Below are 16758 nucleotides of genomic sequence, written 5' to 3' on the forward strand. Positions count from 1 at the left end.
CTTTCTCTCCTTGCTTAACAAGGAGAAAGAGAATTAGAACTTGGTAGAAACACCAAAGTTAAAGTTCTGGATACGATCAGCTTTTTCTTTAGAAATTGGCCAAGCATAGTCAAAACGTAGTGGGCCGAAAGGAGAATTCCACATTAAGCTAACACCAGCAGATGAGCGCCAAGAGCTACTTGTATTAAGAACATCACCTTCAAACGACGCTGTAGCAGCTGATGGAGTATAATTATTACCATAAAGAGTAGCAGCATCAGCAAAGATAGCACCACGCATACCCAAACTATCAGGAACAATTGGCATTGGGAACTGCAATTCAGCGGTAGCATTCATATAGGTGGTACCACCTAAGAAATACTTATCACCATTTGCAGAATATTGAACTGGACCAATACCATTAAACTTGAAACCGCGAATCATATCCGTGTTACTTTTGAACATATCAAAAATACGGGTACCATTTTCACCATTTTCATGAATGTAGCCGGCGCCACCACTTACAAGACCAACAACATCATATTGCTCTGAAAGTGTCTTGTAAAGCATTGCCTTACCTGAGGTTTTCAAATAATCAGCATCACCACCGATACCAGCATATTCTTGAGAAACCTGCAAGAACAAGCCATCATGGGGATTTTTAAGATCATCAATCGCATTATAGGTCAAACCATAACTAATCGATGAACGGCGCCATGGACTATGATCAGATGCTTCGATAATAGCTCCAGAATAAACATTATAAAGCATTTGATTGGCTTGATCGCCATAACGCTCTGTAAACCATGAACGATCTAAATTATATTCTTCCTCGACATAGTTATAACCAATACTTGCAGTCACCTCATCCGTAATTGGAATACCAAAACGAACGGTACCACCTGTTTGGCGAACATCGTAATCATCATTCATCCGATAAGAACGACGGAAAACATCGACACCGGCTGACATACGATAACCTAGGAAATACGGCTCAGTGATTGAAAATGAATAGTTTTGAGCATCGTTTTGACCAACACCGGCACCTAAACGTACATATTGACCACGACCAAGGAAGTTACGCTCAGTAATCGATGCTTCAACAGAAGCACCAGGACTATCACCACCGGTTGTATAACCACCACCGATGGAGAACTCACCGGTTGAACGTTCAACAACATCTACAACCAAAACAACTTGATCTGGCTCAGAACCAGGAGCAGTTGAAACATTCACAGTCTGGAAGAAACCTAAACCTTCCAAACGACGCTTTGCACGTTGAACCATAGTTTGATTAAAAGCATCACCTTCACTTAAATCAAACTCACGACGAATAACATAATCACGGGTTTTATTATTACCACGAATCTCGATTCGCTGAACATAAGCGCGAGGACCTTGATCTACGCTATAAACCAGTGAAATTGTATGATTATTAAAATCACGATTACCTAAAGGCTCAACTTTAGCAAAAGCATAGCCAGAATCAGCAATACGATCACTCAATGCAAGAACTGTATCTTCAATCCGCTTAGCACTATAAACATCGCCATTACGGGTTTTAAGCGCACGCGACATACTTTCGGTATCAACACCAGGAACGGTACTTTCAACCTGAACGTCACCTAAACGGTACCGCTGCCCCTCATCAATTACAAAGTTAATTGTATATTTATTGGTTGTCGGATCAAGAGTAGCATTCGATGAAATAATACGGAAATCTGCATAACCACGATTGAAGTAGAAACGACGAAGCGCCTCTTCATCCGCCTCTAAGCGATCTTGAGTATAAACATCACCACGTGTCAACCATGACAACATATTACTGCGTTTTGTAGTAATAACATCGCGCAAGCGACGATTACCGAAAGCGTGATTACCTTCAAAAACAATATCATTAATCTTGGTGCGCTCACCTTCATTAACGTCAAAAACGACATTAACACGACCTTGGCCTAGATTAACAACATTAGTGCTAACAGTTACATTTTCACGACCAACTGAAGCATAAGCCTGCTTAATTGTATCTTCATCAGACAAAAGCTTTGCACGATCAAATGGCGAACGAGGCTTCAACGATAAAACACGCTCAAGATCCGCATCTTTAATACGCTTATTACCGTGGAAAAGAACCTGATTAACCACTTCATATTCAACAACATTAACAACAAGAGCATTACCCTGCTGACGAATAGTCACATCAGAAAAAAGCCCCATATTGAAAAGACGCTTCAAGGCCTCATCAATATCATTATTGGAAAAATTACGGCCAGACGTGATGCCAATATTATCGCGTATAGTCTGCGCATCAACACGCTTATTACCGCGAACTTCAACCCTACTAACAACAGCAGCTTGCGCAACACTAGCAGTAGAGACAGAAACCACAACCGTTGAAGGAACTGCAATCGCCACTGTTAAGGCAATAGCTGAGGCTGCACCAAGAAATTTTGTTTTGGCCGTCATTGGCTTTTATACCCTTGTTTCAATTATTTCGGATCAACCGAATAGATATTACATTTATTAGCGTTTTTTCTGCTACAAGCAACTAGTTTTGTAAAATTCTTTCAGTTTCACAATGATAGTGACTTAGAAGTCACGCCTGCCACTATGCTGAACACGCCGTTTTAAAATTCTTGCTCTTTTATACAACAAAAGCATTATTGTTTTCTTAATAACCAAGGTCAAATTAATTTAACCCCAATCAACAAATGATACTGATCGCCAATCTCTAATGCAGCACCTAAACTTGTAATGTAACATTAATGATAAAAGCGATTAATTAAAAATCCTTTAGCCCTCATATCTTAAAATGATTAATCTTGAAACAAGAAAAATCTATTTTTTATAAAAAATGGTCAATTCTTCGCAGAATATAGCCAATTTTTCATTTTTTTTCATCATAGAACCATGTCAGCATTGTGGTTTATCGATACAATAAACAGCTATTTTAAATCTAACATTAAAATACACTCTACACCTCAACCGGCGATTTCAGCACTTTTGCGAACGACCAGCATCTTAACATGGAATCATATTATTAATCACAGCAAAGAAGATAAAAGCAAGCACTACCATCAAACCGGCCTTAAAAACTACCTCTTGAACAGCTGGCTTCACAGGCTTACCAATTACTCCTTCAATTATATAAAAAAGTAAATGCCCACCATCGAGGGGAGGAATGGGTAAAAGATTAAAAAGACCGATACTTAAAGAGAAAAAGGCAATCAATCTTACTAATTGGACAAATCCAGATTCCGTTACCTTCCATGTAATTTGGATACTTTTCACTGGCCCACTCAATTGGCAGCGATCCGCCCTACCCTCTATTAAGCGACCCAAAAATTTTCCTGTTTGCACGACAATATAGCTGCTCTCTTTGAAGCCTTCACCAATTGATTGAAAAAATCCATAACGAATATGACTAAGAGTCTCTGGAGTTACTTTACTCGAAACGCCAATTTGACCAACTCTGATTTTCGCGCCTGTTCCATCATCAATAGGAACTTCTTTTGGTACAACATTTAAATTTAATGTTTCACCACCCCGTTCAACAACAAAAGCAATAGTATCACCTTCATGCATCATAACATAACGCGATACTTCGTCAAAACTGGTGATTTTTTCACCCTGCACCGTAACGATTTTGTCGCCTGGCTTAAATCCGGCAGCGGATGCAGGCATATCAGGTAAAACATCAGTAACTATAGGAGCCAAAATGGGTCGTCCATAGAAAAAGAAAAGAATAGCCAACAAAACAACTGTTAGAATTCCATTAAATAACGGACCGGCAAAAACTGTTGCGGCTCGCCGCCATGCCGTGGCGGCGGCAAAAGAATCAGAGCGCTGCATTGCAGATGCTTTAGAAGGCATACTTGCAGCATCTTCATCACCTATAAACTTGACATAACCACCCAATGGAATTGCTGCAATACGCCAACGCGTACCACGCTTATCATTAAAGCCCCACAATTCGGGACCAAAACCAATGGAAAATGCTGATGCACCAATACCACACCAACGCCCCACAAGATAATGGCCCATCTCATGTATAAAAATAATAACAACAAAAACCGCAACTACGCCAAAAAGACGAATGATAATAGTTACAAATGAAAAAAATAAATCTAGGAGTTCCAAAAATCACCTTCAAGCAATAAACCAACACTTTTCACTGCGATCATACGACCAATCACAATGAAAATTCCAAGCTAATAAGCTAAAGCACTAAAAGCCAACTCACTTAGAAAGAAATAACAAACAAAAACCTTTACCCTGAAGCCATTGATCAAACTGAAGAAAATTAATGCTTCAATTATTTCCCAACAAAACAGGTTACTTGAAGCCCTTTCAATTGTTCGCAAAGCTGATTAGCTGCAGCCTGATTGGTAGCTGCAATACGAACGCGATAATAAGTACCGCGCCCAGGTATATCAGCGGCAACGATAACGACCTGACGATTACCTATGGCAGAGTTAACCTGCGCTTGCCTTTTTATATCAATAAGTGATTGCTGGGCAGCTTCACGACTAGGCTGTGAAGCGATCTGCACATAAAAAGTACCTGCAGGAAGATTTGAACCGCCCTGCGTAGATTGGCGCTGCTCAGTAGAGGTGGCAGCGTTGGAAGATTGTACTGAAGGTGTTGCTGCATCATTTGCCGCTGAAACACTATCAGCCGTAGTAGGCGATACCCCTAATTGATTTGCCGAAACTCCATTATTATTCGATAATGATGCAAGACCAGCATCATTACTGTGCACGTCCCCTTGCCCATCGCCATTTCCTAAAGTTTGAACATCTGACAATGACGCCGTATCATCATCTTGATTAACAGATTGCTGATCATTATTACCATCTAATACCGACGCCATATTATCAGCCTCCGTACCACTATGGATCGCATTATCACTACCTATACCGGAGCTGCTGGCCAATAAATCTTCATTCGGCATCGCCTGTTGCCCATCATTTTGGGTTTGCAAATGCTCTCTAAATGATTGACCCGGTGTCACCACATCATCTTGCTCATTGGCAATAATAGCATTTATATCATCCCCACTGACGCTATTGCTATCGCGAATAGTAACGGTTGGCACTTCGTGAATTGACAAACTATTTTCAGCAGCTTGCAATACACGCGCCTCAACTGAATTTGGCTCAAGACTTGTCTCATTAGCACGAGGAGCCTGCTCGTCAACCTTATCCAGATCAACAGGAGCCTCACTTTTATCAACCAATTCAGACTGCTGTGCTTGAGCTCCAACTCCGTTTTCAACACGATTATAGACATTTTGATCCTGATTGGTATCGGACGCATTCGAATCGACTTCGGGAGCTGCCCTGACAGCACCCTCATCGCGCTGTATAACAACAGGCTTAGTTGGAGCATCGTTACCGCTAAAGAAAACATAATAGACGCCAACACCTGCAAAAATGAGCGCTAAAAAAGCTAATAAAAATAGTATTTTTTTACCGCTGCCTGCCTTTTGGTCGGCATTTCTCACACTGCTATCTGAGGCTGCCCAATCATATTTGCTTGCATCACCTGCAGCATCGTCAAGAGGTAAAGCCCCCGATTGCGTCAAAGCAACATCAGCAAACTGAGTACCCCTTAAACCATTATTTTCCGAAGATCCATAATTGACATCGTTATAAGATGAAAGACTAGCATCGTGAAGACCAGGCGCTAAAACATCTGAAAATTCATGATCCAATGGATTTTGAACTTTATCCAACGGATCAACGCCACCATAACTAACAGTGGGCAAATCAAAATTTTGCGTTTCAGGAACTGCGTTTTGATCTGGGCGAACGGTTTTCACATTTGGATCACGCTTATATCGTTTTTTACCATCACCCTTAATGGTAAGGTTAAAATCGTTAAGCGCGTCTTCAAAATCACCATCATTACTTGAAGTCGTTGCATTTTGATTAACATTAGGCGGCACTTTGGCGGATGTAAAAGGATTAATACCCCGACCAATCGGCGCGCTATTACTGCGCTCTTTAACGTTACCTGCAGATTTATTGGCTTCAACAGGGTTAGCCCGACCTAAAGCAAAACCCGATTTTTTATTTGCTTTACTTGCTTGTAAAGCTGAATCCTGCGCAACATTTTTCGAAGGCAAAACGGCTACCGCTTGACCATAACCAAGGAATGACTGCTGTTGAGTTGCCATGCGCATTGGCGCGATAACTGCTCCTAATGGTCGACCTTGCTCAAAGTAATCGCTCTCAAAAACATCATTTTCATTAGCTGGAAAACCAAGTTCCACGTCATGATCAATAGGCCGCGAAACATTATTTTGACCATTGGAAAAATTATCAAAAAACTGAGGACCGGCATCATAAGACGAGTCATTTGACCTAAGTGCCGCATCATCACTCGCTAAATGTGGATTTGAATTGTTTTCATAAACGCCACTATTAGCCTCTACTCCAAACTCATTATCAAATTTCGCAGTTTCATCCACTGATGGTGTCCACGGCTGCCCTTGGCTCTCTGCAGTTACATCTGCCGAAATATCAGTCCAATATTGTGTCTCATTAGCAGAAAATTCATCATTTATAGCATTCGCAACAGCTACATCATCACTTTGAGCAAAAGGAGCATCATAATATTGTTCATTGCCAACTACAGGATGTCTTTGCGATGCATAGACATCCTCTTCATAAAGGGGCTGACCTTGTTGATTATTTAATTGACCAGACGCATCATAACCATAAACTTGTGCATTAGAAGAAGCCATTTGATCATCTTCAGACCACTGATAATTGGGTGCATTATTGTCCTGATAATCTAACTCTTCATATAATTCATCTGATTGCGACTGATAAGCATTAGGATCATTTGCATAATAGTTATTATCTACAGTGCTGCCACCCTCAGAAACATAATTTTTTTGCGGATATCCATCATCATAAACAGTATCTTCATTAGACCAATAGGCGTCTTCTTGACCTGGATAAACTGCGTCTACATTTTCTGCATAGCCGTCTTCAATAGGTTGATTATACGCCATGGAGGAGTAAGCGTTTGTACCATAAGGATTAAGACCTGCTTCTTGTCCAGCATCATATTGTTGATCTTGTTGACCCGACACTAGCGATGGATGGGATTTAACCTGATTAGCAGACGGCGAATTATTCCGACCGAACAAACGTGTCAACTCCATCATGGGATCAGACCCATTGGAGTTATTATTCTTTTTATCACCAGGTTTACGCTCAAAGTCGGTCATTTTGCATCCTAATTCATCAGGCAAAATCAATATTGCCTAATTTTTAAAATATTTGAAGGCAATCTAAAGAAAAGATTCTAAATTTCAATAACCTAATTATTGACTTTATGAAATATACATAAGGTGTCTTTTTAAAGCAAACTAGCCTAGAAAATGAATTTCCCCGATTTCAACCCCAAGTCGCTAAAATTAGACAACATATTATTTATAACAAATAAGTGGAGCATTTACATCTATCAATTCCCCACTTTATATGATTATCGAACAAATTTCTTAACTTATCGTAATTGTGTTAGGGCTTCAGAACCAATAATGCTCAAACCAGAAGCGATAACATCGCGCACTGCACACACCAAACCAAGACGAGCAAGGGTGACTTCCTTGTCATCAGCTTGCACAAACCTAAGTCCATGAGCATCATTTCCCTTATTCCAATGCGCATGAAATGAACTTGCAAGATCATAAAGATAGAACGCAACGCGGTGGGGCTCTTGATGTAATGCACCCTGCTCGACAACACGTGGATATTCTGCCAATTTACGAATAAGTACCATTTCACTCTCATCAACAAGGCGATGAAGATGCGAAGCCGTAATACTATTATCTATTTTATCAAAGCCATGAACATCATAGGCTTGCCTCAAAATAGAATGGCATCGTGCACTGGCATATTGCACATAAAACACCGGATTATCTTTAGATTGCTCAGTCACCTTATCAAAATCAAAATCGAGCGGTGCATCGGCCTTACGATAAAGCATCATAAAGCGTACAGGATCAGGTCCAACCTCATCGATTAAATCGCGCAAGGTTACAAAGTTACCAGTTCTTTTACCCATAGTAAAAGGAACACCATTTCGATAAAGCTTTACCAATTGGCAAATAAGCACGGTTAAATGAGCTTGATCGCCTGCAACAGCTTTTGCCACAGCCTCCAAACGCTTGATGTATCCACCGTGATCTGCTCCCAGAACATAAACCATTTCGTTAAAGCCTCGTTCAAACTTATCTTTAAAATAAGCAACATCGGCAGCAAAATAGGTGTATGTACCATCAGACTTCATTAATGGACGATCAATATCATCACCCACATCGGTTGAGCGCAACAAAATCTGCTCACGATCTTCCCAATCTTCACTAGGCATACCTTTTGGTGGTGGTAATTTACCTTTATAAACAAAACCACGCATTGTCAGGTCATTAATGGTCGAACGAATAGCTTTTTCATCATCAGCGTGCAAAGTGCGCTCTGAGAAAAATACATCGTGATGAATATTAATTGCGGCAAGATCATCACGTATAAGCTGCATCATAGCATTAATGACACGCTCTTTCACCAAAGCCAAACGTTGTTCATCATCACTCTTGAGCAAACTATCACCAAACTCTGCAACGAGTTCCTTTGCAACAGGCACAAGGTAATCACCTGGATAGAGCCCCTCAGGAACCGGTAGAGAAACAAGACCCAAGGCCTCTTTATAGCGCCAAATCACAGAATCTGCCAGAACATTAATTTGTCCACCAGCATCATTAATGTAATATTCTTTAACAACATCAAACCCTGCGAAGGTCAACAAATTAGCGAGCGCATCGCCAACAACCGCGCCGCGGCAATGCCCAACATGGAGCGGACCGGTTGGATTAGCTGACACATATTCAATATTGACCTTTTTACCTAGCCCCATGGTAGAATGACCAAATAATTTGCCCTCAACATTAATTTGCGCTAATAGGCTGCGCCAAAAATCATCCGTCAAGCGAATATTAATAAAACCTGGACCAGCCACATTTACGCTTGCAACATCTTCGCTTTGCTCGATCAATGGCACCAAACGTGCAGCTAATTCGCGAGGATTTACGCCAACCGCTTTGGCGAGAACCATAGCCGCATTTGTAGAAAGATCTCCATGGGACGGGTCACGCGGGGCCTCCACAGCGACACGCGCAAAATCTAAACTCCCATCATCTTGCGATTTAAGCCCAGACTTTTCCAATATTTCTTTAACGCGCTTCTCAAATACGGTAAAAATATTCATTCACTAAATTCCACTGTCTACAAGACGAGCCTCGATAGGATTCATCGCCAACCAACTTTTTGCACTGTTTAAATGAAATTTTACCTCTGGTCAAACAGGCGTTTATATTCTTTTATCGCATATTGATCAGTCATACCTGACAAAAAATCAGAAATGACCATCGCACGACCGCAATCCCTATGACTTTTTGCCTGCAATTGCCAATCATTCGGCAAAAGTTTAAAATCGTCCATATAAGCACCAAACAATGCTTTGACCATCATTTCACCTTCACGTCGTCGCACTAAAACCTTTTCATGATAATAAAGATTATCAAATAAAAATTTTTTCAATTCCTTTTCTTCCCGTCTCATTCCTTCGGAAAAACTGACGACCGCATGGCTTGCACGGTAGATGTCTTCAACACTTGTTGGTCTAATAGCATTTAAACGCTTGATAGATTCGCCAATTACATCTTCAACCATAACGGTTATTTGACGACGAACAATTTCATATGCAACACGCTCATAAGCTACTTCACCGCTGACAAACGCAGTTTTTTTAAAACCATCTTCTGCATTCTCAATGACTGTTTCAACTTCATTGATCAAGCGAGCGGTCAAACCAATACTTCTAAGTTGATCAATAGTAATTAAGCCCGCGCGCAAGCCATCATCTATATCATGAGCATTGTAGGCAATATCGTCTGCAATTGCCGCACATTGCGCTTCTGGGCCAGCAAATTGGTCCAAATGCAAATTAAAAATATTATTAAAATTTTGAATAAAAGGAGAAATCTTTTTCTTATCTGCATATTGGCCAAGCAATGGACCATTATGTTTGACTAATCCCTCAAGCGTTTCCCAAGTAAGATTTAATCCATTAAAACCAGCATAGCGATGTTCAAGAGCCGTTACAATATGCAAAGCCTGTGCATTATGGTCAAAACCGCCATAAGGTTCCATAACTTCATTCAATGCATCTTCTCCGGCATGCCCAAAAGGCGTATGGCCAAAATCATGGGCAAGTGCAATAGCTTCTGCTAACTCCTCGTCAAGACGCAAGGCACGAGCAAGGGCGCGCGCAATTTGTGACACTTCAATACTGTGAGTTAGCCGTGTTCGGTAATGGTCATCTTCAGCAGCAACAAAAACTTGCGTTTTATGCTTTAATCGCCGAAATGCATTGGAATGAATTATCCTATCTCTATCTCTTTGGAAAGGTGTTCTGGTTGGACTTTCATTTTCTTCGATTAACCGTCCACGGCTTAAAGCTGGTAAAGTGGCAAAAGCGGCGCGAGGCTCATAGCCATAACCTATGCTGTTTATTTCGTCTTTTTTCGTTAATCCCATTGCACTTTCCCTAATCTCACCTTAGATTTAAGGCAGAATTCGACCTGCTTGGTTATAAGCTAGTGCATTTTCGGATAAGTATGAAGTATTTTATTAACAAAAATGCAAAAAAACAAAGCATTAGGCACATTAACGATTCAATTTAAAGTAAATGCGCTTAAGTTGTTTAGCATGAGGAATAAAAAATGAGTGTCGCAGTATCAGATTCTGCTGCCAAGCGGATAAATATAATTCTTGCCAAGGAACCCGATAAGAAAGCCCTGCGCATTTCAGTTGAAGGTGGTGGCTGTTCTGGTTTTTCATATAAATATGAACTTGTTGACGCTCAAAATGAAGACGATTTTGTTATTGAGAAGAATGGTGCACAGATTTTAATCGATTCCATTTCACTCCCTTTTATCGAAGGATCTGAAATCGACTTTGTTGATGATTTGATGGGGCAATCCTTCCAAATCAATAATCCCAATGCTGTTTCATCTTGCGGTTGTGGTACAAGTTTTTCAATTTAATTTAAAATTAATGCATATAATTTGGGTTGTGAAATAATCATTCTATAAGTTTTGAAGATTTTAGACATTAGAATATTTATGAAATGCATTATCTTTATTATAAAAAAATTCAGTATGAGCAAAAATTTGTAGCCACTTTTTAAAACCCTGCAATATTTAAGAAAATTTCTTAATATATCAACATATTATGCGAAAATATTAAAATTTAATATTAAGGTGATAAATTTGTATTTTACTTGTCGTTTCTTATTCATTTTAAGCCTTATCACCTTTTGGGCGCCCTTAGCTTATAGCCAAACAATCAGCGGTGGTAGCGATGGCATTGACGATTTACCAGCAATAAGCGCGCCAAATCATAATAATGGCGAAGCAAGCCCATCTGGCACGATGGATTATTCTATTAATCCATTATTAGGCTCAAGTACCATTAACCTTGAAGCAAGACTTACTGAAAAAACACAACCAATTACTAAAGGCATTGTTTGGCGCGTTTTTTCACCAATTGCAGGAAGCAATAATACTCTGCCACTTATTGCAGCGAAAGAGGGTGGCAATGTTACCTTTAACTTGCCTGCTGGCGAATATCTTATTCACGCAGCGTTTGGACGCGCCGGCATTACTAAAAAAATTCTCGTTGAAGACAATAAAACATATCATGAAAATTTAGTATTAAATGCGGGCGGCATAGAGCTTAAAGCGACAATTCCTAACGGCAAGCTAAATGAAAGCCGTATAAAGTTTTCCATTTATGTGGGTGACAATGAAAACAATGAGCAATCGCTAATAATTCCCAATGTAAAGGTAAATTCGATTATTCGTTTGAATGCAGGGCAATACCACATTGTTTCGAGCTACGGAAATGCCAATGCAGTCACCCGAACAAATGCGACAGTTGAAGCAGGCAAATTAACCGAAGTAAACCTTGAGCATTATGCAGCACAAATAACACTCAAATTAGTGAGGGAGCCTGGCGGAGAGGCATTAGCCGACACTAGCTGGGTTATCCAAAATGACTCAGGCGATATCGTTCGTGAAGCCGCAAATGCATATGTATATATTGTCTTATCTGAAGGTGATTATGTTGCAATTGCCAAAAATAAAGATCAGATATTTCAAAAGGAATTTTCAGTCCAGTCTGGTAAAGATAGTGAAGTTGAAATTGTTGCATCACCACAAAATTATGTTCATGGCAGTGGTGATATTGACTAAACTAGACAATTATATTGAATAATAAGCCTAACAACGCATAGTACTAAACTCATGAATAAAATGGATGGGTTAAATTAAATAGCTCTAGTACATCAATTAACAGTGCAAAGATAATGCTTTTATCTGCCAATAAGGTTAATTAATGCCACATAACCGCAGAAAAAGTGTAAAAAGATAACAACATTATGGAAAAAACTTAAATTGCCTAATCTTGTTAATCTCCCACAACCATTAAAGTGGCTATTATTGCTGGTTGTTACGGCAATTTTCATCATTGCCCTTGAACTCATTCAGATACCTGCGGCCTTATTATTAGGACCAATGATATGCGCCATTATTCTTGCAATCAGCAACATTGAAACCAAAATACCCAAATTTTTCTTTGCTCTGGCACAAGGTGTTGTCGGTTGTATGATTGCACGCGCTATAAAGCCCGAAATAGTTTTAGAGGTTTGGCATGACCTGCCTTTATTTCTAGGCGGCGTTTTCTCGGTAATTTTTGCATCAACTCTTATTGGTATATTTTTAGCAAAAAAACAAATATTACCTGGCACCACCGCCATTTGGGGTTCTGCTCCAGGTGGAGCATCGGCCATGGTGGTTATGGCAGAAGCCTATGGAGCAGATGAACGTCTTGTTGCGGTTATGCAATATATGCGTGTTGTTATGGTCGCAGCACTAGGCTCTATTCTTGCCAGATTTTTTTCACCTAGTTCCAATACCACTTTTGACATTATTTTTTTTCCTGCAGTTTCATGGAACGCATTTGCAATTACTTTGATAATTGCGTTTGGCGGGGCAATAGGTGCAAAATATTTAAAAATTCCTGCTGGGGGGATGCTGCTGCCATTTCTTATAGCTGTTATACTACAAGATTTTGGATTGGTGACCCTTGAGCTACCCCCTTGGCTGCTAGCCATAAGTTATATCATTATTGGTTGGACTGTAGGCTTAAGGTTTACCCGTAAAATACTATTGCATGCTTTACATGCAATACCAGTATTATTCATATCAATATTAGCATTAATTATGCTTTGTGGTGGTTTTGCACTTTTTTTAAGCTATTTTACCAATGTTGATCTTTTAACTAGCTATTTAGCAACCAGTCCTGGCGGTGCGGATTCAGTTTCAATCATTGCTGCAAGTACAACAGTCAATTTACCCTTTGTCATGGCTTACCAAACTGTGCGTTTTATCATTGTTACCATCACCGGTCCAATTATTGCTCGTTGCACCGCCAAATATATTATGACGCAAAACAGCAAGAATGATCTCTAATCAGTAACTTCTTCCCATTTATCGCGCAAAAGATATTCAAGCGGCTTAAATTTTTGCTTATAATCCATTTTATTGGAGCCCTTAACCCAATATCCAAGATAAATATAAGGAAGCATCAATCTTTCTGCCCGCTTAATATGGTCTAAAATCATCATTGTGCCCAATGAGCGTTTAGTTTGCTTAGTGTCATAAAAAGAATAAACCATTGAAAAGCCATCACCTAAGACATCGGTTAAAGCGACCGCAATTAAATGAGAATTTTCCTTATCATTTTGTTTTAAACGATATTCAAATAGACGTGTATTGATAGGACTTTCTTCCACCATAATCTTAAAATCTTGACGGCTCATATTAGCCATACCACCATCCATATGGCGGCCATCAAGATAAGAGCGAAATAAGGAAAACTGCTCATCGGTTGTCTTAGGAGCCACCACTTCACAAACCAGATCACGATTCATATTAAAAATCCGCTTCATGGATTGTGACATTTTAAAATCGCAGACAGGTATACGCACTGAAATGCATGCATTACATCCATCACAAATGGGACGATAAGCAATATTTTGCGAACGCCTAAAACCATTAAATGTCAAAAGATCATTTCTCTCAATTGCACTATCGCCATCAAGATAGGTAAAAACCTTGCGCTCTGTTCTTCCACGCAAATAGGGACATTTCCCAGGCGCAGTCAAAAAAAACTGTGGTGTCTGTGTTAATTGATCTGTCATTAGCATTAGGTTTCTTCATGATCTATCATGTCAATCTAGCCCATCTTACGAGCAGCTATCAAGTTGAATTGCATTTTGAATGGATTAATTCTTCATTGCCGAACAAACTTGATTTTTATACTCTTCTTATCCAAATATGATAAGTGTAAAAGTTGATTTTTCCCATTAAAACACTCATTTTTGATTAATTGCGAAGATTAAACCGAAAGACAAATATTCAATTGAATGCTTGCACTATTTTATTTTATAATAAATTTAATCTAAGAGGCTTCACAGCCTCAAAAAATTATTCTAAAACGCAAATAAGCATGTACAATTAGATTATTATCTAAATGTCAGATATTAACAACCCACCCGCATCCGTTCGCGGGACTGGAATATAGAGGCTTTTATGTCACAAACAATTTCCCTTAAATTTCCTGATGGTTCTGTGCGCGAATATGATTCAGCCATAACAGGACTCGAGCTTGCCCAATCCATTTCCAAATCATTAGCTAAAAAAGCAGTTGCTTTTGCTATTGATGGTGAATTGCGCGACCTTGCCGATCCCATTCAAAAATCTGGCGATATTGAATTGATTACGCGCGAAGACCCAAAGGCGCTGGAACTCATTCGCCATGATTGCGCCCACGTTCTTGCAGAAGCTGTGCAAGAGCTTTTTCCGGGCACTCAAGTTACGATTGGTCCTGTTATCGAAAATGGCTTTTATTACGATTTTGCTCGCAATCAACCATTTACCAGTGAAGATCTACCCGTCATTGAAAAAAAGATGCGCGAGATTATTGCACGCAATAAGCCATTCACCAAAGAAATCTGGGCGCGCAACAAGGCAAAGCAAGTATTTGCAGATAAGGGCGAACTTTACAAAGTTGAATTGGTTGATGCGATTCCTGAGGATCAGGACTTAAAAATCTATTATCAGGGCGATTGGTTTGACCTTTGCCGCGGCCCCCACATGACATCAACTGGCCATATTGGCAATGCTTTCAAATTGATGAAAGTTGCTGGCGCCTATTGGCGTGGCGATTCCAATAATCCAATGCTAACCCGCATTTATGGTACGGCCTTTGCTAGCGATAATGATCTAAAAGCATATTTAACCATGCTTGAAGAAGCTGAAAAACGCGATCATCGCCGCTTGGGGCGTGAGATGGATCTCTTCCATTTTCAAGAAGAAGGTCCAGGCGTTGTCTTTTGGCATGCCAAGGGCTGGAAAATGTTCCAGAATTTGGTAAGCTATATGCGCCGCCGCCTCGACGATGACAATTATATGGAAGTAAACGCACCGCAGGTGCTTGATAAATCCCTTTGGGAGATATCAGGCCATTGGGGTTGGTATCGCGACAATATGTTCAAGGTAACACCCGCAGGTGATGAAGCTGATGATAATCGCGTTTATGCGTTAAAACCAATGAACTGCCCCGGCCATGTTCAGATATTTAAACACGGTTTAAAATCTTATCGTGATTTACCGATTAAAATGGCGGAATTTGGTGCAGTTCATCGCTATGAGCCTTCTGGATCGCTCCATGGCTTGATGCGTGTTCGTGGCTTCACACAGGATGATGCGCATATTTTCTGTACCGATGAGCAATTGGCAGAAGAATGCCTCCGCATTAATGACCTTATTCTTTCTACCTATGCTGATTTTGGCTTTAATGAAATTATGGTCAAGCTTTCAACCCGACCTGAAAAGCGCGTTGGTTCTGATGAGCTATGGGATCGTGCTGAGCAAGTCATGAGCGACGTATTAAAGACCATTGAAGAAAAATCCAACGGCCGCATTAAAACTGGTATCCTACCGGGTGAAGGCGCGTTTTATGGCCCTAAATTTGAATATACGCTAAAAGACGCTATTGGCCGTGAATGGCAATGTGGTACTACCCAAGTTGACTTTAACTTGCCGGAACGCTTTGGCGCATTTTATATCGATAATGAATCAGAAAAACGTGAGCCGGTTATGATCCATCGCGCAATTTGTGGCTCTATGGAACGTTTTCTTGGCATTTTGATTGAAAACTACGCTGGCCATATGCCACTTTGGTTTGCACCACAACAAGTTGTTGTCGCTGCAATCACATCTGAAGCAAATGACTATGTTCAAAGCGTCACTGCCAAACTAAAAGCTGCAGGCTTATTGGCAACAGCTGATTTACGCAATGAAAAAATCAATTATAAGGTACGTGAACACTCACTACAAAAAGTACCCGTCATATTGGTTTGCGGCAAAAAAGAAGCGGAAGAAAACACTGTCAACATGCGCCGACTTGGCTCGCGCGACCAAGAAGAACTAAGTTTGGTTGATGCAATTGCTAGACTTAAGCAAGAAGCAACACCGCCAGATTTATTGCGTAAACAACAAGCAATTGTTTGATCCTGTATAAAAATCAATAAAAAAGGCGCTTTAAGCGCCTTTTTTATTATCTAGCTTTTCATAAGCTT

The 16758-nt window shown here is 40.1% G+C and carries 10 protein-coding genes; 4 read left to right on the forward strand and 6 right to left on the reverse strand.

The window, feature by feature from the left end; genetic code table 11:
- Nucleotides 1-33: 33 nt before the first annotated feature.
- The 5 genes from bamA to H3299_RS06620 all read right to left on the reverse strand — a co-directional run bounded on the left by bamA (nt 34) and on the right by H3299_RS06620 (nt 10589).
- Entirely contained in the window at nt 34-2445 is a 2412-nt protein-coding gene (gene bamA / locus H3299_RS06600) for an outer membrane protein assembly factor BamA (RefSeq protein ID WP_182419469.1), read from the reverse strand.
- A 555-nt stretch (nt 2446-3000) separates the two neighbouring features.
- Nucleotides 3001-4119: an RIP metalloprotease RseP gene (gene rseP / locus H3299_RS06605; RefSeq protein WP_182419470.1), complete on the reverse strand. Its 1119-nt coding sequence runs from the start codon at nt 4117-4119 to the stop codon at nt 3001-3003.
- 175 nt (nt 4120-4294) lie between these two features.
- Entirely contained in the window at nt 4295-7222 is a 2928-nt protein-coding gene (locus H3299_RS06610) for an SPOR domain-containing protein (protein WP_182419471.1), read from the reverse strand.
- 278 nt (nt 7223-7500) lie between these two features.
- Nucleotides 7501-9258, reverse strand: a complete 1758-nt coding sequence (gene argS / locus H3299_RS06615; RefSeq protein WP_182419472.1) for an arginine--tRNA ligase — start codon at nt 9256-9258, stop codon at nt 7501-7503.
- A gap of 80 nt (nt 9259-9338) precedes the next feature.
- The gene (locus tag H3299_RS06620; protein ID WP_182419473.1) at nt 9339-10589 is read right to left on the reverse strand and encodes a deoxyguanosinetriphosphate triphosphohydrolase; all 1251 of its coding nucleotides are present in this window, start codon (nt 10587-10589) and stop codon (nt 9339-9341) included.
- A gap of 185 nt (nt 10590-10774) precedes the next feature.
- Here H3299_RS06620 and erpA point away from each other — a divergent pair, with 185 nt between their 5' ends.
- From erpA to H3299_RS06635, 3 genes are all read left to right on the forward strand, one after another.
- Entirely contained in the window at nt 10775-11098 is a 324-nt protein-coding gene (gene erpA / locus H3299_RS06625) for an iron-sulfur cluster insertion protein ErpA (protein ID WP_182419474.1), read from the forward strand.
- 225 nt (nt 11099-11323) lie between these two features.
- On the forward strand, nt 11324-12307 hold the full coding sequence (locus tag H3299_RS06630) for a hypothetical protein (protein ID WP_182419475.1): 984 nt from the start codon (nt 11324-11326) through the stop codon (nt 12305-12307).
- A gap of 201 nt (nt 12308-12508) precedes the next feature.
- Nucleotides 12509-13585: an AbrB family transcriptional regulator gene (locus tag H3299_RS06635; RefSeq protein ID WP_246708173.1), complete on the forward strand. Its 1077-nt coding sequence runs from the start codon at nt 12509-12511 to the stop codon at nt 13583-13585.
- Here the strand turns inward: H3299_RS06635 and H3299_RS06640 are convergent.
- Nucleotides 13582-14316: an arginyltransferase gene (locus tag H3299_RS06640; protein ID WP_182419476.1), complete on the reverse strand. Its 735-nt coding sequence runs from the start codon at nt 14314-14316 to the stop codon at nt 13582-13584. The genes H3299_RS06635 and H3299_RS06640 overlap by 4 nt on opposite strands.
- 391 nt (nt 14317-14707) lie before the next feature.
- Here H3299_RS06640 and thrS point away from each other — a divergent pair, with 391 nt between their 5' ends.
- The gene (thrS, locus tag H3299_RS06645) at nt 14708-16690 is read left to right on the forward strand and encodes a threonine--tRNA ligase (protein ID WP_182419477.1); all 1983 of its coding nucleotides are present in this window, start codon (nt 14708-14710) and stop codon (nt 16688-16690) included.
- Nucleotides 16691-16758 lie beyond the last annotated feature (68 nt).

This window comes from Bartonella sp. HY038 (genome assembly GCF_014117425.1).
Taxonomy (GTDB): domain Bacteria; phylum Pseudomonadota; class Alphaproteobacteria; order Rhizobiales; family Rhizobiaceae; genus HY038.

Coding starts and splice junctions, on each gene's coding strand:
- H3299_RS06610 (WP_182419471.1), bottom strand. CDS start 7,222: ATGACCGACTTTGAGCGTAAACCTGGTGATAAAAAGAATAATAACTCC.
- H3299_RS06620 (WP_182419473.1), bottom strand. CDS start 10,589: ATGGGATTAACGAAAAAAGACGAAATAAACAGCATAGGTTATGGCTAT.
- thrS (WP_182419477.1), top strand. CDS start 14,708: ATGTCACAAACAATTTCCCTTAAATTTCCTGATGGTTCTGTGCGCGAA.
- H3299_RS06640 (WP_182419476.1), bottom strand. CDS start 14,316: ATGACAGATCAATTAACACAGACACCACAGTTTTTTTTGACTGCGCCT.
- argS (WP_182419472.1), bottom strand. CDS start 9,258: ATGAATATTTTTACCGTATTTGAGAAGCGCGTTAAAGAAATATTGGAA.
- bamA (WP_182419469.1), bottom strand. CDS start 2,445: ATGACGGCCAAAACAAAATTTCTTGGTGCAGCCTCAGCTATTGCCTTA.
- erpA (WP_182419474.1), top strand. CDS start 10,775: ATGAGTGTCGCAGTATCAGATTCTGCTGCCAAGCGGATAAATATAATT.